This window comes from Rahnella aquatilis CIP 78.65 = ATCC 33071 (genome assembly GCF_000241955.1).
GTDB classification, from domain to species: Bacteria; Pseudomonadota; Gammaproteobacteria; order Enterobacterales; family Enterobacteriaceae; genus Rahnella; species Rahnella aquatilis.
Genome location: NC_016818.1, coordinates 337,509 through 356,448, shown reverse-complemented (window position 1 = coordinate 356,448; position 18,940 = coordinate 337,509). Strand labels below are relative to the sequence as shown.

The window sequence follows — 18,940 nt, the reverse complement described above, 5'->3', positions numbered from 1 at the left end:
TTGTCTGAAAATCAATGCCAGATCAACAACACACAGGCGGCGGTCAACATACCCATTGCGATATTAAAGGTATACCACGCGCGCTTGCTGCGCAGCAGGCGGCCAATCACAGTGCCGAAACCCAGCCAGATAATCCCGGATACCAGATTCACCAGAAACATCCCGAGGCTGATCCCGGCAATCGAATGGTTATAAGCAGCCCCGGCCAGACTGAAGCTTGCGACGGCACCCAGCCCCATCAGCCAGGCTTTCGGGTTGAGGAATTGCAGCAACCAGCCCTGATACAAGCGGATCGGTTTTGGCGGCGGCGCACCGGTTTCCAGTTTTTCATAGACAGACGTCGCAATCTTCCACGCCAGCCACAGCAGATACAGACTACCGGCGATTTTGAGGAACAGATGTAACGCGGGATAAATCGTGATGAGCCCGCCGACACCAAAGGCCACCAGCAGCAAAATACTTTGCATGCCAAGCATAATGCCGACCATCAGCCAGAGTGAGCGGAAGAAACCGAAATTAGCGCCAGACGTGGTTAACAACATATTGTTCGGGCCAGGAGTGATGGCGGCGACCCATAAAAATCCAAGCATCGATAAAAATAAACCAGGTTCCATTTAATTTGGGTTCTCCGACCCGAAAGATGTGCGATAGCATTGAAGCTAACAGCGTGATATTGATCGCACAAGAGCCTCTTAAGAGAAATTTATTCATCTTATGGTTGAATCCTTTCGCCCCTTGCGCGGGGCCAGTAATCCGCACATCCAGACGTTATTACCGCGACTGGTGAGGCGGCATGCAAAACTCAAACCCCACTGGCAAAGACTGGATACACCGGACGGTGATTTTCTGGATTTAGCCTGGAGTGAAGACCCGGAACAGGCGCGACATAAACCCCGCATGATTCTGTTTCACGGGCTGGAAGGCAGCTTTTACAGCCCCTATGCGCACGGCTTATTGCAGGCGTGGAAAGACAAAGGCTGGCTCGGCGTCGTCATGCATTTTCGCGGATGCAGCGGTGAACCCAATAAGCTGCTGCGTATTTACCATTCCGGTGAAACCGAAGATGCTCGTTTTTTCATTCGCTGGCTCAATGAAACTCATGGCGAAGTCCCGACCGGCGCAGTGGGCGTCTCGCTCGGCGGCAATATGCTGGCATGTTATCTCGGCCAGGAAGGCGAAAAGTGTACGCTGAGCGCCGCCGTGGTAGTTTCCGCGCCGCTGATGCTGGAACCGTGCGCTTACCGGCTGGAACGCGGTTCATCGCGGATTTATCAACACTATCTGCTCGGTCAGCTCAAAGGCAATGCCTTGCGCAAACTGGCAAAATATCCGGGAACGTTGCCGGTGACGCTGGCGCAACTGAAAGCCATGCGCCGCCTTCGTGAATTCGACGATGCCATCACCTCAAAAGCGCACGGATTTACCGACGCACTGGATTATTACCGCCGGTGCAGCGCGTTGCCGTTGCTGGCGCAGATCAGAACGCCGCTGCTGATTATCCACGCTAAAGATGACCCGTTTATGACGCCGGAGGTCATCCCGAAAGCAGAAGATTTACCGGATTGTGTGGAATACCAGTTAACAGAACACGGCGGGCATGTCGGCTTTGTGTCCGGCAGCTTACGTAATCCGCAGATGTGGCTGGAACAGCGCATTCCGGCCTGGATCGCCCCGTTTTTAGAAAATAAGACTAAGGAAACAACAGAGTGATTATTCCCTGGCAGGAACTGGACGCTGAACTGCTCACCAGCGTGGTGGAATCCTTCGTATTACGCGAAGGCACCGATTACGGCGAGCAGGAACGATCGCTGGAACAAAAAGTCGATGACGTGAAACGTCAGCTGAAAAGCGGCGAGGTTGTGCTGGTCTGGTCAGAATTGCATGAAACCCTGAATATCATGCCGCGTGGCCAGTTCCGCGCCGGTCAGGAAGAAACCCCGCAGGACGGGTAACTCACGGCTCCGTCGATGCGGAGCCGTTTTCTTACGCCGTTGCCGAAATACAGGTTCCGGCGTCTCCCGCCAGCACCGCCTCGATCTGATCCAGCGCGCCGATATAGGCCGGATAGCCGCTGTAATTCACAAACGCGCTGACCGCCGCGACTTTGGGGCCCATCGAACCGTCGTTTTGCGCAAAAGGCGCGAGCTGCGCGGGCGTCGCACGACGGATCGCCCGTTGCTGCGACGTGCCCCAGTGTTCATACACCGCATCGGCATCAGTCAGGATCACCAGCTTTTGCGCCTTCAGTTGACGCGCCAGCAGCGCTGCCGACAAATCCTTGTCGATTACCGCCTTCGCGCCGTTGCCATCTTCAAACACCGGAATGCCGCCACCGCCATTACAAATCACCACGTGCCCGCGCGCCAGCAATTGCTGAATGGCATCAATATCCACAATCCGCTTCGGCACGGGTGACGCCACCACGCGACGCAGAAAACGCCCGTCGGCTTTCATTTTCCAGCCGTGCAGGGTTTCCAGTTCCTGCTGAGATTCAGGCGGGTACACCGGCCCGATAAACTTTTCAGGGGAAGCAAACGCCGGATCGCGGCTGTCGACTTCAATGCGCGTCAGCACCGTGGACACCTCTGGCATGCCCGTCTGCTGCCCGAGCATTTGCGCCAGCATAAACCCGATCATACCCTGTGTTTCTGCGACCAGAATATCCAGCGGATAGGCGGGCACCTCCGTATACGCCTGATTTTGTAATGACAACAACCCGACCTGCGGACCATTTCCGTGAACAATCGCCAGCCGGTAACGCGTTGCCAGCCGCGCCAGCGCACCGGCCACCGTCGCAATATTGCGATACTGATTTTCAGCCGACAGGCATTCGCCACGTTGTAAAAGCGCGTTACCGCCCAGCGCGACCACTAAAGTTTCCATGTTTCCTCCTTAAAGAAAGTGTTCCCTGAAAAGCGTCAATGCCAGCCAGACGCCAAGCAGCGTATCGGCACCCGACGTGTGCCCCAGCGCCAGAACCTGCTCTGCGCGCCGGGCACGAATCAAATGCAGCAATGGTGTGGAAAATTGTCTTCTCACCGCATGATGCAGATAGGCGCAACTGACCGATGACGTGAGCGTACGCAGGTCCGGTGTATGATCAAAAAAGTCACCGACCGGCAACCCGTGCGCCGCACACACCAGCAACATGCCGGTCAGCGTGTCGTCGTGGCTCGGTGTCAGTCCCGCGCCTTTGCCCACTACGTTCTGCCAGTCAACGCGATGCCCCTGCAACTGCCGCAATAACTGATGCTGAATATGAGCCAGTTCTCCGCCGGGCGGTTCAAGGACAACCTGACCAAGCTCTCCGAACAGCCCCGTAAGCTGCGGGCATCCGGTCAGAAAACCGTGCACATAGTCGTAAAGCTGCCGCGAGCCTTGTGTTACGTGCAAATCCAGCCTGCGCGTGGGCTGGTTTTCAGCACCCTCCCGCATCATATCGCCCAACGTCAGACGACTGAGTAGCCCTTCAAAATCCCGCGCCCGCAACAGCCATCCCATCGGGCTCAACCCTTTGCCGTATCGATGCAGTGTCAGCCATTCGCCCCGCTCATTGACCAGGTTGATGGCGCGGGAAAACAAACCAACGACCAGCCAGTCACCGGAACATACCGGTGCGTGAGCGCTGACCGCCAGCGGTGCGGGAATATTCATACCTGAGGATGCACCCCGAGATGTTCCGCCAGAGCCTCCAGTGCCTGTTCGAAGCAGGCCAGCGGCGCACGTACCGTGCCGGCACCAATCTGACCAATCCCCGGTTCGCGGTGAGCAATGCCGGTGTTAATCAGCGGCGTGATGCCGGTTTCCACCACACGCCGCACATCGAGCCCGAGGCAGGCGCCCTGAAAATCCCAGCCGGGAATTTGCAGCATCATGTTGCGTTCGAGGAAGATTTCCGCCATCTCCTCAGACACGGTGATGGCAGCGTCCATCCCGCCCGCGCCGACAAAACGGGTCACACCCGGCGCGGCAATCATCGCTGCGCCGCCGACACCAAAGGTTTCCGTGATCGCGCTGTCGCCCATGTCCGGGTTGGCGTCTTGCTGGCTGTAGCCGCTGAAGAACAATCCCTGCGGCATATTCACCGGTGCGGTAAACCAGCGATCACCGAGGCCGCTGACGCGGATACCAAACTCTTTGCCGTTGCGGGTCATGGCGGTGACGATACTGCCTTTGCCCACTGCCGCACCGGCATCCATTGCCGCCTTGCAGTAAGCCATCGCCAGATTGAGGAAGAACTGATCGGTCGTACTCAGAAAATGCAAAACGTCAGTCAGCGTGGTTTTATCCAGATTGCCTGCCGCCAGTTGCGGTGCCAGCGAACGCATCAGTAACGCCGAAGTGGCAATATTGCGCTGATGGAATTCATCGCCCATCGTAATGCCCTGCGCCATCATCGCCGTTAAATCGATACCGCGCTCGAGACGCCTCAACGCGCCACTCAGTGCCGGTGCCAGCACGTCGCGCATCCAGCGCAAACGCATCTGAACATCCGGGCCATAGGCACCGAAACGCATCACCTTGCCGATACCTTCGTTCATGTTGCAGAAAGCACGGTTGCCGTCAGTGAGATTGCCGATCACCAGCACCGGCATGTTCGCCGACGTGATACCGCCCATCGGCCCGACAGCACTGACGTGATGGCAAGGCACAAACCGGATTTCGCCACTATTCAGCAATTGCAACGCACGTTGTTCATCCTGCGCCCAGCCTTCAAACAGACAGGCGCCGATGCAGGCACCGCGCACCGGGCCGGTCATGTCTTCCCAGCGGATCGGCGGCCCGGCGTGCAGCAAGGTTTTGCCCTGATTGAGTACCGGGATCGCCTGACGGGCGGGCTGAACATCAAGCCAGTGCGGGCGCGCCTGACGAATGCGTTCGATAACGGCGGTATTGGCCTGTTCGAGGATATTTTTCATAAAATGTCTCGTTATCCGAAGAGGGGAAAGCGGCTCAGCCCAGTTGTTTTAACAAGCTGGCCAGCCGGAGATTGCCACCCGCAACGGGCGACCATGGGTAGTGCACGACCGGCACCGAAGCCGATTGCAAATCCAGCGCAAAGCCGAGCAGTCCGGCGTTGATCACCGCGACCTGCGACAACAGCAGGCAAGTTGATGCCGCAGGTGTCACGGCTGTTTGGGTACATAAGGTGTGTGCCAGCAGCGTGGCTTCCGGCAGGGTTTGCACCACCAAAATGCCCACCTCGCGCAATAGGGCGATTTGCTGCGAACGGCACTGCGGATCCTGCTCACTGCCCGTCACCATGGCGATCACCACCAGCGGCGCATGTCGGGCGCGCTGCGTCATCAGATGCCTGACAGCCGTTGCCACCGAACCGGCCGGATCGCGCTGCGCGCCATAACCAATGACCACATCCAGCAGCAGCACGCCGGTTTCAGATTTACCGGCCAGCCCGAGGATCAACTGTTCCCGCGAGGTCGGGTCAATCATCGGATGCGGTTTGCCAACGGTGTAAAAATCGTCCCCCAGATCAATGATGCGGTGTCCGTTGTGGTCAAGCATGGTGCCGTGCTCATGGGCATGATCGGCTTCCACGTCCAGCAGACCGGCCAGCACCATCGCGGCCTCGGCGGCCAGCGTGCCACCGGTAAACAATCCGGCGATTTTTTTCCCCGCGACATCAGGTTGTGATGCAGCAACCTGAACCACCCGCGCCAGCAGGCAGGCGATGCGTGCTGCTTCGTCGAGGGTCGATGCCAGCCAGACATTGCCGTCACGCGCCTGGCTGACCGGCGCACCGAGAAACAGCGCCACCACCGGCTTGTCGATGGCTTTCATGGCGGCCATGACTTTCAGACGAACCGCGTCTGCGGGCGGTTTGGAAACAAAGGCCAGCACCTGGCTTTGCGGATCCTCCGCCAGCATCTTCAGCGAGGTGAGCGCGCTGATGCCGCCGACCTGCGCCGACAGATCCCGCCCGCCGAGGCCGATAGCCTGCGAGATGCCCTGCCCGTTCAGCGCGATTTGTGACGTCAGTTCCTGAATACCCGTACCGGACGCGCCAATAACGCCGATCATCCCTTGCGGCAGCACGTTGGCAAATGCCAGCGGCGCACCGGCAATAATGGCGGTGCCGCAGTCCGGCCCCATCACCAGCAATCCCTTATCACGGGCTTTTTGTTTGAGGAGGATTTCATCTTCCAGCGTGACGTTATCGGAGAAAATCATTACGTTACGCCCGCTGTCGAGCGCCTGATGCGCCAGCCCGGCGGCGTATTCACCCGCGATGGAAATCAGCATCAGATTGGCCTCCGGCAGCCGCTGCTCCGCGCTGGCAAACCGGCGTGCGACCGGCAGAGACCGCCCGCCGCGTTGCCCTGCCGACATGGCTTTCAACGCCTCTTCGAGCCGTCCGGTGATCGCGCTGATAATGCTTTCATCGCGGCTTTCGCTGCGCACGGCCACGCAAATGTCATTCGGCGTCGCCTGTTCAAAACAGGCATGCCAGAAACCGGTGGCGTCTAATAACGCTTTATTGGCGGGTGTGCCCATCATCACTGACACATCATCAACATCCGGTGATTCACTGAGCTGGCGGGAAATAATCATCAGGCTGACGGAATCCTGAAAACTTCCTTTTTTAATACAGGCGTGGATCATCTGCTTCCCTTATATTTTCAGACGGTGAGGCGCAGGCTACGCAGAAATAAAACCGCGCAAGGTGAACTGGCTCACACTTGATTTATTGTCAGATTTAATTAAATAACCACGCTGATTTACATGTGAAAAAATTAAATAATGAATAACGATTAAATAAAAAATTAATAAGAAAAAATACGCATTAGCAAATTGATTTTCGCTATCCCTGATTAGTTATTCAGATCACATTCTCACGCGGGATATCCCGTATTTTCTTCGCTATTCAACGCCTCATTCGCTGCAAATAAGGAACGTCAGATGAAGGTCAGTCGCGAAGAATTACACCAGCTTATTGCCCGCAAACTCACCACCGCCGGTTTAACGCCGGAACATGCCGCCGTGGTGGCCGACGTGCTCTCTTATGCTGATGCCAGAGGCATCCATTCTCACGGCGCGGTGCGGGTTGAATATTATGCCGAACGTATTGCCAGAGGCGGCACCAACACCTCTCCGGCGTTGCAGTGGGAAGAAACCGGGCCATGCAGCGGCATCCTGCATGCTGACAACGGCCCAGGACACGTCGCAGCAAACCTGGCGATGGAACATGCCATCGACATGGCAAAAATCAAAGGCATCGCCGTGGTGGGAGTCCGTCAGATGGGGCATTGCGGTGCGCTGTCTTATTTCGTTCACCGTGCGGCTCAGGCGGGCATGCTCGCGGTTTCCGTCTGCCAGTCCGATCCGATGGTGGTACCGTTTGGCTCCGCCGACATCTACTACGGCACTAACCCGATTGCCTTTGCCGCGCCCGGCGAAGGGGAGCAAATCATCACCTTTGATATGGCGACCACCGTGCAGGCATGGGGAAAAATTCTTGATGCCCGCGCGCGCAATGAAAAAATTCCGGACACCTGGGCGGTAGATGGCGCAGGCAATCCCACCACCGATCCTTTTGCCGTTGAAGCGCTTCTGCCGATGTCCGGCCCGAAAGGCTACGGCCTGATGATGATGGTCGATGTGTTGTCCGGTATTTTGCTCGGTCTGCCTTTCGGGCGCTCCGTCAGCTCGATGTATGAAGACCTCACCGCCGGTCGTGACCTCGGCCAGTTGCACATTGTGATTAATCCGGCGTTCTTTACCTCTTCCCAGATATTCAGAAAAAATATCAGCCAGATGCTTGCCGAATTAGTGGCACTGAGTCCGGCTCCGGGTTTTGAAAAAGTCCTTTATCCCGGACAAAACCTGGATATTTATGAAGAAGAAACGAAAAAGAATGGAATTGAACTGGTGGATGACATTTATCGTTATTTAATTTCCGATGAACTTTATACGCGCACTTACGAAACACAATCTCCTTTCGCACATTAATTATTTAAAGGTGAATATGCTATGTCGCCCTTTTATCAGGAAGTAGAAAGTCAGCTGGACTGGTTATCGGTATTTGGCGCAGATCCGGAAGGCGGTATTTCCCGCCTGCTTTATTCCCCCGAATGGCTGGAAACGCAAAATCAGTTAAAACAGCGTATGGAACAGGCGGGATTTGCCACCCGTTTCGACGCCGTCGGGAATGTCTATGGCCGCATCGAAGGCAGTGACCGCAAAGACGAGGTCATTCTCTCCGGTTCGCATATCGATACGGTGGTCAGCGGCGGCCATCTCGACGGACAGTTCGGTGTGCTCGCCGCCTTTATCGCCATGCGCTATCTGAAAGACACTTTTGGCACGCCGCGCCGCACGCTGGAAGTGGTGTCGCTGGCCGAAGAAGAAGGCAGCCGTTTTCCCTATGTTTTCTGGGGCAGTAAAAACATTGTCGGACAGGCCGATCCTGCCGATGTGCGCGACATCACTGACGCGCAGGGCGTGAAATTTACTGACGCGATGCAGCAATGCGGCTTTACGCTGTCCGGTTCTCCGTTGCCCGCCCGGCGCGATATCAAGGCATTTGTCGAACTGCATATCGAACAGGGCAGCGTGCTGGAGCGCAACCAGCAGCAACTTGGCGTGGTGAACGCCATTGTCGGCCAGCGCCGTTATACCGTGACCCTGACCGGCACCGCCAATCATGCGGGCACGACGCCGATGAGTTATCGCAAAGATACCCTGCTGGCCTTCAGCCAGATTTGCGTGGCCGCCACCGACAGCGCCGAAGCGCATGGCGATCCGCTGGTGCTGACGTTCGGCAAAGTGGTGCCGGTGCCGGGCACCGTCAATGTCGTGCCGGGTAAAACCGTCTTCAGCATTGACTGCCGCCACACCGATCAGCAGGCGCTGCTGGCATTTACCACCGAACTGGAAGCCACCATGCGGCGGATTTGCCAGGAACGCGGCATCGGCATCGACATTGATTTATGGATGGATGAAGCGCCGGTGCCCATGGACAAACAACTGGTAGCGCAACTCGACGCCCTGTGCCGCGAACAAAACAGCCGTTACCGCGTGATGCACAGCGGCGCCGGGCACGACGCGCAGATTTTCGCCGCCTGCGTACCGACCTGCCTGCTGTTCGTTCCCAGCATTGCGGGTATCAGTCACAACCCGGCGGAAAACACCGCCATCGCCGATCTGGCTGCGGGCGTGGAAACGCTGGCGAAAATGCTGCATCAACTGGCTTATTAATCTGTCTTAAAGGGAGTTTGCAATGGGTTACATCAACCATAACACCGGCTATATCAAGGATTTATTGTCTAACCGTTCCATCATCAAACGCGGGAATTACGCGCTGATTGAACCCGACGGTCTGGTGAAAAATACCCTGCCCGGCTTTGAACGCTGCGAAATCACCATTCTGGCGACGCCGAAACTGGGCGCGACCTTTGTGGATTATCTGATCAACATGCTGGAAGGGGGCAAGAACCTGGCGGGCTTCGGCGGCGACGCGCATATCGAAACCTTCGTCTACGTGATTGACGGTAACATCACTGCGAATGCCGAAGGTCAGGATTACCGGCTGGAAAGCGGCGGATATCTTTACTGCCCGCCGGGGGTGAGCATGACGCTGGAGAATGCCAACGGCAGCCGCAACAGCCGGTTATTCCTCTATAAAAAACGCTATACACCGGTCACCGGTTTCCAGCCGCATGTGGTTTGCAATAACGTGCATCAGCTGGAGAAAATCCATTACGAAGGCATGTCTGACGTGATTGTGCAGGATCTGCTGCCAGCGAATCTGGGGTTCGATATGAACATCCATATCCTGACGTTTGCACCGGGTGCCTGCCACGGTTATGTCGAAACACACGTTCAGGAGCATGGTGCGCTGATCCTCAGCGGTGAAGGCATGTATAACCTGGATAACCACTGGATCCCGGTGAAGAAAAACGACTATATCTTTATGGGTGCGTATTGCCCGCAGGCCTGTTATGCCGTGGGGCGCGATGAGCCGCTGAGCTATATTTATTCGAAAGACTGTAACCGCGACGTCGAACTTTAACAGTTCGTGAGTGTAATAAGAAAACCGCCATTGCTGGCGGTTTTTGTGTTTCAGTGAGGGGCGTTATTTGCATGAACCCGGTCCCAGGGCAATAAATTTTCCAGAACGATCGCCAGCATCACGCCGGTCAGCAACCCGTTACTCAGCAATGGACGCAGCCACAGCGGCACCTCCTGCAAATACCCGGCGGGCAGCCCCATCAGGAAAATACCGCTAAACAGCGGGATCGCCAGACGGTAAACATTGCGGCTGCTGAGCCTGATGTGGGGCAGAAATGACAGCGACGAACTGAGCAGAGGCAGATAAGACACCAGCAACACGGCGCTGCTGATGCTCAACGGAATGCGGGCGAAAAACGCCGTCAGCGGCGTAAACAGACCAATGGCAACCACCACCAGCGCGCCGAGAATAAACGGTGCTTTGCGGTTGTCATTGGTTTGCGTCAGCAGGCCAATCGACGAGACAAACGGCGAAAAAGGCACGATGCCCAGAACAGCCGATCCCAGGGTAAACAGGCCGGAAACCACAAAACTGCGGCGATATTGCGGGGTTTGCTGCGGGTAAAAAGTCTGGGTGCCGCGCAGTGCGCCAAAAGTATTCGAAATATTCAGCAACCCGGTCAGGGTGGCCGTCAGAATAATACCGCCGCGTAATCCCTGCGGCGCGCCCAGCGGAAACCACTGCCAGTCTGTGCCGGTGCCCGGGCTGACGGCCTGCGGAAAAATGATCCGATATGCCGCCCAGCCGGTCAGCGTTCCGGCCAGCAGACCATATTTATTCCACGGTGACGGCAGCCAGACCACAATACCAACCACCAGCGCCGCCACGGCGAGCGCCAGCAGGAATGCCGGAAAATCAATGTTCACCGGTCCCTGCGGTACGCCAAACGGCAGCCCCAGCATACCCCTGATAAACAACGACAGCAGTTGGGCACCGAGTAAAAACATAAACACCATCATCACCGCCGGACGAAACAACACGGCGATACGATGGCCCAGCCCGCTCAGGCCAATCAGCACGGTGATCACACCGGAAAGTGCGATACCCACAGCCAGACTGCCGCCGATCACCGGCAGCGGCGTCCCGTGGGCGGCTTCCGCCAGCGTCACGGTGAGGATCACGCCCCACCACAATCCGGTCGGCCCTTCCATAATGGCGCGGCCGTGGCCGAGCGCCGCCTGCGCCACGCACGCCAGCCCGGTGGCGATAAAAGAGTATTGCATCAGGCACAGCGTGGCCGCATCGGAAAGCTGAAACGCCGACTGCAACGTCGGCGGGATAACCACCGTGTTGCAGAAAATGAAGAAGAACCACTGAATACCCGGCAGGAATTGCACTCTGGGAAATAACATCATGACAATCTGGCTGACCTCAAAAAGAAAAAGCCCGCCGTTTACGCAGCGGGCAGATGCAGAGATTACTGCAGGTGTTTCAGTACGAATTTACCGATGCACTTATCCTGGAAACCGTCCTGGATGTCATAGATGGTTTCGCCGCGCAGAATAGTTTTCACGACCTGCGCATTGATGGTGCGGCCAACATACGGACTGACTTTATGGCGATATTCCAGATCTGACGCTTTCAGCACATAGCTGCTGTTCGGTTTGATGAACACGAAATCGGCATCTTTGCCGATGGAGATACGGCCTTTATGCTTCAGCCCGAAGATATCCGCCGCGTTGGAAGACATCAGCTTTGAGAACATCGGCAAGGACATACCGCGTTTCTGAACGGCTTCGTCGAACATCACATCGACGCAGTTTTGCAGTCCGGCGATACCGCCCCAGGCCTGCATGACGTTGCCGGCTTTCATATCCGGCGGGCACGGCGAATGGTCGGAGACCAGACAGTCAAAGTCACCTTTCAGCAGGTGTTCCCACATGCCTTCCTGATTTTTCTTGTCGCGGATCGGTGGCGAACATTTTGCCAGCGTGCCGATCTCTTCAAACTGTGCGGTATCCAGTACGAAGTAATGCGGGCAGGATTCACAAGTCACGCGCTGGCCTTCGTGACGCGCACGCAGCACTTCCGCCAGACCTTCCGGACTGGAGATATGGCAGACGTGCAAACGGCAGTCCGCCACTTTCGCCAGATACAACACGCGGCGGATGGCTTCCACTTCAGTGAAAACCGGGCGTGAGGCAACATAATCATGTGCCGTCACCCGTCCGGCGTCTTTGGCTTCGCGGCCCAGTTCGTCACAGATCAGCGCGTTTTCCGCATGAACCGCCACTAACTGATCGCGTTTTGCCAGAATTTGCAGGCCTTTGAAATATTCCCAGTCATTCACGTCACGGAAATCGTTACTGACGCTGCGGTCGCCGCAGGTAGCAACGAAACATTTGTAGGCCACCACGCCTTCTTCATCCAGCTCGTGCAGACGGTCGAGATTGTAAGACACCAGCCCGCCAAACTGCGCGGCATCGATGGTCAGCTTGCCTTCAGCAGCATCGAATTTCATGTGCAGGGACGCGCGATCCACCGTGGCCGGTAACTGGTTAAGCGGCATTTCGATCATGGTGGTGATCCCGCCTTTGGCCGCCGCACGGGTACCAGTGGCGTAGCCTTCCCAGTGACTGCGGCCCGGTTCGGAGATGTGCGTATGGGCATCCACCATTCCCGGCGCAACGATCACCCCTTCAGCGCTGAGTATTTTTTCTGCGCCAGTCAGGTCATCGCCGATGGCGACAATTTTGCCATTCTTCACCGCGATATCTGTAATAACGGCTTCACTTTCCAGAACAACGGTGCCTTTTTTAATGATCAGATCATATGACATGGTTATATTTCCTTATGAAAGTACAGAGATAAGATTTTATTATTGGATTTATTATTCGTTTATTTCATGCCGGTTTACCGGCTCACACATTTTGCGGCTGAAGTGACGGTTCCCTTTTCATAAAAATGGAATACAAAACGAAAGCCACAATGACGCCCACAAACCAGGAAACCCGTGATAAAGGCTCCAGCACAGGAATAAACTTTCCGCCCAGTGAAAGGACGACGGCAATTAATGTCACGGCGAATGCCACGGTATTAAATCCTCGATGGTAATAGTTATAATTTCCCGGTGCGGTATACAACGTATCCAGATCCAGCTCACTGCGTACCACAATAAAATAGTGCGCCATCATCACGCCAATGACCGGCCCTAACATCCCGCCGATAATATCGAGGAACAGATAAATACTTTCCTGATTCTCCATCAGTTTCCACGGGCAAATCACAACGCTTATCAGACTGGCAATCAGTACGCCTTTTTTATAGGTCAGCTTTTTCGGTGCGATAGCGGCAATCTGGAAACCGGCGGGGATAATGTTACCGGTGGCGTTGGTCGAAATGGTGGTCATCAGGATCACTAACACAGCAAACACCGAGGCGAACAGGCTGTCCCATTTCTGTACGATATCCAGCACGTTCCAGGTATCAACGCCATAGTGAATGCTCGCCCCCGCCAGAATGCAGACGCTGGCGACGGCAAACAACACGTAAGCCACGATAAGACCCAGCGTTTGTCCCCACGCCTGCTGTTTAAAGCTGCTGGCATTCTGGGTAAAGTCCGAAGCACTCACCGCCGGTGCGGCCCACACCGCGACCACGGCATTGATCACCACCAGAAACAGGAACAGCGGATTACCCGATTGCTCAGCATTGGCAGGCACATAGTTAAGGATATTTTCCAGCCCGGCCAGCGAGATAGCCCAGACCGCCATGCCGCCGAAAACAACATAAATGCACGGATTAAGGATGGCGGTGAATTTATTCAGCACCCCGCCGCCGCCAAAACCGATCATCACGTTGATTGCCCAGAAAATCAGAAAGGCGATCAGCCCCGGCATGGAAATACCCAGCAGATTGAAATCACCGCCGAGGGTCAGAAACTCCGGCCAGATTTTGCCAATCAGGATCAGGAAGGCCAGTGAACCGGCATAGCATTGCAAACCGAACCACATAATCGCCGCGATACAGCCTCTGAGAATGCCGGGAAATAATGCGCCGCGGATACCGTAAGAACCGCGCAGGATCATCGCAAAAGGTACGCCGTATTTCGAACCTGCCGCCCCGTTTAATACCATCACCGCCGCAATAAACAGCGCGCTGATAATAATCGCCATCATCACGCTGAACGTAGACAACCCGAGAATAAGAAACCCGCCGACGGCAATATAATTCGGCACGTTGTGTACCGAACCCATCCACAGCGTAAAATAATTAAATCCTTTCCAGTTTCTTTTTTCTTTTAATTTTGGCAGAAGATCGTTGCTGTATCCTCTTTCACAATAACGTTCTTGCTGAGTGCATTCTGATTCATTCATCCTTAATTCCTCATAATACGTTAGGGACGTGCTTGTGGATTAAAAAAGGCTGACATTGATGCCAGCCTGATTTAATTAACCAATTTTGTGATTTGACATCATTTCCAGCGACTGAATTAATGACGAATGATCTAACTGCGATCCGCCGTTTGCTGCACAGACATTGAATAACTCCTGACAGGTCGCCGTATTCGGCAGGCTGATCGACAAGGCTTTGGCACTTTGCAGCGCCAGGTTGAGATCCTTCTGATGCAGGGCGACTTTAAAGCCCGGCGCGAACGTCCGTTTGATCATGCGCTCACCGTGCACTTCCAGAATGCGTGAGGAGGCGAAACCGCCCATCAACGCCTGACGTACGCGGGCAGGGTCAGCCCCGGCGCGGGAAGCAAACAGCAGCGCTTCCGAGACAGCTTCAATATTCAGCGCCACAATGATCTGGTTCGCCACTTTGCAGGTTTGCCCGGCTCCGCAATCGCCCACCAGCGTGATGTTTTTGCCCATCAGCTCAAACAACGGTTTGATGTCATTGAAAACGGCTTCTTTGCCGCCGACCATAATGGTCAGCGTACCCTGCTGCGCACCGATCTCACCGCCGGAAACCGGCGCATCCAGATATTCACCCCCCAGTTGCTGCACGCGCTGCGCAAACGTTTTGGTGTCGATCGGCGAGATGGAACTCATATCGACAATGGTTTTGCCTTTCAGCGGCACGCTGGCACAGCCGTTGTCACCAAACAGCACCGTTGCCACGTCCGGCGTATCCGGCACCATAATGATGATGACATCGGCATACGACGCTACCTCTGCCGGTGTCGCACAGGCTTTGGCACCGGCATCGGTCAGTGAAGCTGGTACATTGCCGAGCGTGGAAAAATGCAGGCTGTGTCCGGCATCCACCAGATGTTGCGCCATCGGCGCGCCCATAATCCCTAAGCCGATAAATCCAATTTTCATGGTCATTCCCTTTCAATGTGACTGAAATTTGGCGTACAGAAATCCCTCACCGCGAGGGTGAATAAAATCTGTCTTTCGCGTTTTATAACGATTAACGGTAGGCGTTCAGCCAGCCTAACCCGTCTTCCGTGCGCGCCCGTGGCTTATATTCGCAACCCACCCAGCCGTCGTAATCCGACTGTTTAATCAGGTTGAAAATAAAGTCGTAATTAATTTCTCCGGTACCCGGTTCATTGCGGTGCGGATTATCCGCCACCTGCAGATGACCGATTTTCTCCGCATGGCGGGTCATGGTATTTGCCAGCTCACCTTCCATCCGCTGCATATGGTAAATGTCGTACTGGATGAACATATTGTCGCTGCCGACCAGGTCAATCAGATCCAGCGCCTGTTGCGTACCGGTCAGATAAAACCCCGGAATATCAAAGTGGTTTATCGGCTCAATCAGCAGCATCAGCCCCTCTTTCGCCAGCGCCTGTGCAGCATAGCGCAGATTTTCCACCACCAAAGGCGTCACGCTGGCGGCATCCGAACCCGCCGGAATTTTGCCAGTCAGACAGTTGATTTTGCGGTTGCCGAGCGCTTTAGCGTAAGCAATGGCCTGCGCCACGCCTTCGCGAAACTCCGCTTCGCGCCCCGCCAGACAGGCAATACCGCGCTCGCCCTCAGCCCAGTTGCCCGCAGGCAAATTGTGCAGCGTATGTTGCAGGTGATTTTCCGCCAGCAGGGCTTTCAGGGTGCCAGCCGGATAGTCATACGGGAACATAAACTCGACTGCTGTAAAACCGCCTTCAGCCGCCGCCTTAAAGCGTTGAAGAAAATCCACTTCCAGAAACAGCATGGATAAATTCGCAGAGAACTTAAGCATTTCGGCCTCCCGGCTTATTCATATTTCATAAAGCTGACGTGCGTCGGCGCATCATCGGCATTGTCTGCAACAGGCTCGAATTCATTCACGCTGTCAATTTCGCCGCCCATGGAAATATTGGTGACACGTTCCAGCATGATTTCCACCACCACTGGCACCTGATGTTGTTTCATCAGACGTTTAGCTTCTGCAAACGCCGGGGCGATATCTTCCGGCCTGAAGACACGTATCGCTTTACATCCCAACCCTTCCACCACTTTCACGTGATCGACGCCGTAACCTTTCACGTCTTCAGAGTTGATATTTTCGAACGCCAGCTGGACGCAGTAATCCATATCAAAGGCGCGCTGCGACTGGCGGATCAGGCCGAGATAAGCGTTGTTCACCAGGACGTGGATGTAAGGAATGTTGAATTGCGCACCGACCGCCAGCTCTTCGATCATGAACTGGAAATCGTAATCGCCTGAAATCCCGACCACCTGACGTTCCGGCGCAGCAATGCAGACGCCGAGTGCCGCAGGAATGGTCCAGCCCAGCGGGCCCGCCTGGCCGCAGTTGATCCAGTGGCGCGGCTCAAACACGTGCAGCATCTGCGCCGCCGCAATTTGCGACAGCCCGATCGTGGTTACGTAATTCACATTGCGGCCAAAGGCTTTGCTCATTTCTTCATAGACGCGTTGCGGTTTGACCGGCACATCGTTGAAGTGGGTTTTGCGCAGCATGGTGCGTTTGCGTTCTTCACATTCCTGGATCCAGCTTTCGCGACACGGTAATTTGCCGGCTTTTCTCTGCTCTTCCGCCACTTCTATCAGCAGTTTCAGGGCTTCACCGGCATCAGACACGATGCCTAAATCAGGACAAAGTACGCGGCCGATTTGTGTCGGTTCGATATCAACGTGGATAATTTTGCGGCCTGCGGTGTATTTCTCTACCGAGCCGGTATGACGGTTGGCAAAACGGTTACCGATGCCAAATACCAGATCCGACGCCAGCAGTGAGGTGTTACCGTAGCGGTGCGCGGTCTGCAATCCGACCATGCCTGCCATAAGGCGGTGATCGTCCGGGATCACGCCCCAGCCCATCAGCGTCGGGATCACCGGCACCTGCGTCAGTTCAGCAAAACGCTGCAACAGCACCGCAGCATCGGCGTTAATCACACCGCCACCGGCCACAATCAGCGGACGTTCACAGGCGTTGAGCATTTCCATCGCTTTGACGGCCTGAGCGACGGTGGCGATCGGCTTGTAAGCAGGCAGCGATTCATAAGTTTCCGGATCGAATTCGATTTCGGCGGTCTGCACGTCATACGGCAGATCGACCAGTACCGGACCGGGGCGACCGGAACGCATCAGATGGAATGCCTGTTGCAGGACACGCGGCACCAGCGCAGGTTCCAGCACGGTCACCGCCATTTTGCTCACCGGCCCGGCAATCGCCTGAATATCCACCGCCTGAAAATCCTCTTTATGCAGACGGGCGCGCGGTGCCTGACCGGTAATGCACAGGATCGGAATGGAATCCGCCGAGGCGGAATACAGCGCGGTGATCATGTCGGTACCCGCCGGGCCAGACGTCCCCAGGCACACGCCGATGTTCCCGGCTTTCGCACGGGTATAGCCTTCGGCCATATGCGATGCACCTTCCACATGACGGGCTAACACATGACGGATTTTTCCATGCAGACGCATGGCGTTATAAAACGGGTTAATCGCTGCGCCCGGTACACCAAACGCGGTGGTGATCCCTTCTTTTTCCAACACATACATTGCTGCCTGTGCAGCTGTCATACGAGCCATAGCTAAATCCTCAGGTAATTCCGCTTTGCATAAAATAACGGAAAAAGTTTCCAACTTTAATTTGACTGAAAAAAATCCCGCTCACGACAGAGCGGGGATCGCAGGACGAACCGGTTAGTGGCGCTGGCCCAGGGCCAGACTGATGTCACGCGCGGTATCCCGCACCAGTTCGCCTAAATCGGTAAAACGCTCCGTCGTTAAGCGGGAGCTGGGGCCGGAGATCGAAATCGCCGCCACCGCATTGTTATTGCTGTCAAAAATCGCCGAGGCCAGGCAGTTCAGCCCTGTCACATGCTCTTCGCTGTCCTGTGCAAAACCCTGCTGACGCGCGTGTTGCAGATCCTTTTTCAACGCATTCAGATTATCCAGCGTGTGCGTCGTAAAGTTCTTCAACCCCGCCTGCATCATCAGGCTCATCAGCGCCTCGTCATCCAGCGAATACAGCAACGCTTTCCCGGCCCCGGAGGCATGCAGTGGCAGACGGCTGCCAAGTGGCGCGCACATCCGCACCATCGACTGGCATTCCCGCTGGCCGATCAGTACCGCTTCGAAACCGTTGCGGATCGCCAGATTGGCCGTTTCGCCCGACAACAACATCAGGCGCTGCATATAAGGCGCGGCGACTGACAATACATCCCGGTTATGGATATAAGACGATCCGACCGTAAACGCCTGTAAGCCGATGTGCCACCAGCTCAGTTGCGCATCCTGATAAACAAAATCGGCCTCTTCCAGCACTTTCAGCAGTCGAAAAGTGGTGGAAAGGGGCAGCGATAAATTCTCTGCAATGTTGCTGACAGAAGAACTGCCGCCGGACTGCGCCAGATAATTCAACACCGCAATGCCGCGTTCTAAGGCCTGAGCGCCCTTTTGCGAACCAGAACCAGGCTGGCTAGGACGCCCCCGTTTTTTTACTTCGGCCATCTCACATTTCTCCAGCATCAGGCGCTGAGCGCCCGCGTTTCGCTTGTTTTCA

At 55.6% G+C, this 18,940-nt stretch carries 17 protein-coding genes; 5 read left to right on the top strand and 12 right to left on the bottom strand.

Going from position 1 to position 18,940, the window contains the following annotated elements; translation table 11 throughout:
- Positions 1-11: 11 nt before the first annotated feature.
- Entirely contained in the window at positions 12-614 is a 603-nt protein-coding gene (locus RAHAQ2_RS01570) for a LysE family translocator (RefSeq protein WP_014333576.1), read from the bottom strand.
- Positions 615-714: 100 nt separating this feature from the next.
- Here RAHAQ2_RS01570 and RAHAQ2_RS01565 point away from each other — a divergent pair, with 100 nt between their 5' ends.
- Together RAHAQ2_RS01565 and RAHAQ2_RS01560 are read left to right on the top strand one after the other, a co-directional pair.
- Complete coding sequence (locus RAHAQ2_RS01565) at positions 715-1,710, top strand: hydrolase (protein WP_014333575.1); 996 nt, start codon at positions 715-717, stop codon at positions 1,708-1,710.
- The gene (locus RAHAQ2_RS01560; protein ID WP_014333574.1) at positions 1,707-1,952 is read left to right on the top strand and encodes a YheU family protein; all 246 of its coding nucleotides are present in this window, start codon (positions 1,707-1,709) and stop codon (positions 1,950-1,952) included. Before RAHAQ2_RS01565 ends, RAHAQ2_RS01560 begins: the two co-directional genes overlap by 4 nt.
- Before the next feature lie 31 nt (positions 1,953-1,983).
- Here the strand turns inward: RAHAQ2_RS01560 and RAHAQ2_RS01555 are convergent, their stop codons facing one another.
- The 4 genes from RAHAQ2_RS01555 to fdrA are packed head-to-tail and all read right to left on the bottom strand — an operon-like array spanning position 1,984 to position 6,621.
- A complete protein-coding gene (locus RAHAQ2_RS01555; RefSeq protein ID WP_014333573.1) occupies positions 1,984-2,883 on the bottom strand; it encodes a carbamate kinase in 900 nt (299 codons plus the stop codon).
- A 9-nt stretch (positions 2,884-2,892) separates the two neighbouring features.
- Complete coding sequence (locus RAHAQ2_RS01550; protein WP_014333572.1) at positions 2,893-3,654, bottom strand: oxamate carbamoyltransferase subunit AllH family protein; 762 nt, start codon at positions 3,652-3,654, stop codon at positions 2,893-2,895.
- Positions 3,651-4,919, bottom strand: coding sequence for a YlbE family protein (locus RAHAQ2_RS01545; protein ID WP_014333571.1), 1,269 nt, complete (start codon positions 4,917-4,919; stop codon positions 3,651-3,653). The genes RAHAQ2_RS01550 and RAHAQ2_RS01545 overlap by 4 nt, the downstream gene beginning before the upstream one ends.
- 34 nt (positions 4,920-4,953) lie before the next feature.
- Positions 4,954-6,621, bottom strand: coding sequence for an acyl-CoA synthetase FdrA (gene fdrA / locus RAHAQ2_RS01540; RefSeq protein ID WP_014333570.1), 1,668 nt, complete (start codon positions 6,619-6,621; stop codon positions 4,954-4,956).
- Between the two features lie 297 nt (positions 6,622-6,918).
- On the opposite strand from fdrA, the gene allD reads away from it, so the two are divergent.
- The 3 genes from allD to allE are packed head-to-tail and all read left to right on the top strand — an operon-like array spanning position 6,919 to position 10,030.
- Positions 6,919-7,968 (top strand): ureidoglycolate dehydrogenase, encoded by a 1,050-nt coding sequence (allD, locus tag RAHAQ2_RS01535; protein WP_014333569.1) that lies wholly within the window; start codon positions 6,919-6,921, stop codon positions 7,966-7,968.
- Positions 7,969-7,989: 21 nt separating this feature from the next.
- Positions 7,990-9,216 carry an allantoate deiminase gene (allC, locus tag RAHAQ2_RS01530; protein WP_014333568.1) on the top strand — a complete coding sequence of 409 codons (1,227 nt, stop codon included), beginning with the start codon at positions 7,990-7,992 and terminating at the stop codon, positions 9,214-9,216.
- Between the two features lie 22 nt (positions 9,217-9,238).
- Positions 9,239-10,030 (top strand): (S)-ureidoglycine aminohydrolase, encoded by a 792-nt coding sequence (gene allE, locus RAHAQ2_RS01525; RefSeq protein ID WP_014333567.1) that lies wholly within the window; start codon positions 9,239-9,241, stop codon positions 10,028-10,030.
- Between the two features lie 50 nt (positions 10,031-10,080).
- Here allE and RAHAQ2_RS01520 read toward each other — a convergent pair whose 3' ends face one another.
- From RAHAQ2_RS01520 to allR, 7 genes are all read right to left on the bottom strand, one after another.
- A complete protein-coding gene (locus RAHAQ2_RS01520; protein ID WP_014333566.1) occupies positions 10,081-11,385 on the bottom strand; it encodes a uracil/xanthine transporter in 1,305 nt (434 codons plus the stop codon).
- A 62-nt stretch (positions 11,386-11,447) separates the two neighbouring features.
- The gene (gene allB / locus RAHAQ2_RS01515) at positions 11,448-12,809 is read right to left on the bottom strand and encodes an allantoinase AllB (RefSeq protein ID WP_014333565.1); all 1,362 of its coding nucleotides are present in this window, start codon (positions 12,807-12,809) and stop codon (positions 11,448-11,450) included.
- Between the two features lie 82 nt (positions 12,810-12,891).
- Positions 12,892-14,346, bottom strand: a complete 1,455-nt coding sequence (locus RAHAQ2_RS01510; protein WP_014333564.1) for an allantoin transporter — start codon at positions 14,344-14,346, stop codon at positions 12,892-12,894.
- A 75-nt stretch (positions 14,347-14,421) separates the two neighbouring features.
- Positions 14,422-15,300 (bottom strand): 2-hydroxy-3-oxopropionate reductase, encoded by an 879-nt coding sequence (gene glxR, locus RAHAQ2_RS01505; RefSeq protein ID WP_014333563.1) that lies wholly within the window; start codon positions 15,298-15,300, stop codon positions 14,422-14,424.
- A 91-nt stretch (positions 15,301-15,391) separates the two neighbouring features.
- Positions 15,392-16,168, bottom strand: coding sequence for a hydroxypyruvate isomerase (gene hyi / locus RAHAQ2_RS01500; protein ID WP_014333562.1), 777 nt, complete (start codon positions 16,166-16,168; stop codon positions 15,392-15,394).
- Positions 16,169-16,182: 14 nt separating this feature from the next.
- Positions 16,183-17,964, bottom strand: coding sequence for a glyoxylate carboligase (gcl, locus tag RAHAQ2_RS01495; protein WP_014333561.1), 1,782 nt, complete (start codon positions 17,962-17,964; stop codon positions 16,183-16,185).
- A 114-nt stretch (positions 17,965-18,078) separates the two neighbouring features.
- Entirely contained in the window at positions 18,079-18,888 is an 810-nt protein-coding gene (allR, locus tag RAHAQ2_RS01490) for an HTH-type transcriptional repressor AllR (RefSeq protein WP_013573639.1), read from the bottom strand.
- Positions 18,889-18,940: the final 52 nt, after the last annotated feature.

Coding starts and splice junctions, on each gene's coding strand:
- RAHAQ2_RS01520 (WP_014333566.1), bottom strand. CDS start 11,385: ATGATGTTATTTCCCAGAGTGCAATTCCTGCCGGGTATTCAGTGGTTC.
- RAHAQ2_RS01570 (WP_014333576.1), bottom strand. CDS start 614: ATGGAACCTGGTTTATTTTTATCGATGCTTGGATTTTTATGGGTCGCC.
- hyi (WP_014333562.1), bottom strand. CDS start 16,168: ATGCTTAAGTTCTCTGCGAATTTATCCATGCTGTTTCTGGAAGTGGAT.
- allE (WP_014333567.1), top strand. CDS start 9,239: ATGGGTTACATCAACCATAACACCGGCTATATCAAGGATTTATTGTCT.
- RAHAQ2_RS01565 (WP_014333575.1), top strand. CDS start 715: ATGGTTGAATCCTTTCGCCCCTTGCGCGGGGCCAGTAATCCGCACATC.
- allD (WP_014333569.1), top strand. CDS start 6,919: ATGAAGGTCAGTCGCGAAGAATTACACCAGCTTATTGCCCGCAAACTC.
- RAHAQ2_RS01510 (WP_014333564.1), bottom strand. CDS start 14,346: ATGAATGAATCAGAATGCACTCAGCAAGAACGTTATTGTGAAAGAGGA.
- gcl (WP_014333561.1), bottom strand. CDS start 17,964: ATGGCTCGTATGACAGCTGCACAGGCAGCAATGTATGTGTTGGAAAAA.
- RAHAQ2_RS01555 (WP_014333573.1), bottom strand. CDS start 2,883: ATGGAAACTTTAGTGGTCGCGCTGGGCGGTAACGCGCTTTTACAACGT.
- RAHAQ2_RS01550 (WP_014333572.1), bottom strand. CDS start 3,654: ATGAATATTCCCGCACCGCTGGCGGTCAGCGCTCACGCACCGGTATGT.
- fdrA (WP_014333570.1), bottom strand. CDS start 6,621: ATGATCCACGCCTGTATTAAAAAAGGAAGTTTTCAGGATTCCGTCAGC.
- allR (WP_013573639.1), bottom strand. CDS start 18,888: ATGGCCGAAGTAAAAAAACGGGGGCGTCCTAGCCAGCCTGGTTCTGGT.
- allB (WP_014333565.1), bottom strand. CDS start 12,809: ATGTCATATGATCTGATCATTAAAAAAGGCACCGTTGTTCTGGAAAGT.
- glxR (WP_014333563.1), bottom strand. CDS start 15,300: ATGAAAATTGGATTTATCGGCTTAGGGATTATGGGCGCGCCGATGGCG.
- allC (WP_014333568.1), top strand. CDS start 7,990: ATGTCGCCCTTTTATCAGGAAGTAGAAAGTCAGCTGGACTGGTTATCG.
- RAHAQ2_RS01545 (WP_014333571.1), bottom strand. CDS start 4,919: ATGAAAAATATCCTCGAACAGGCCAATACCGCCGTTATCGAACGCATT.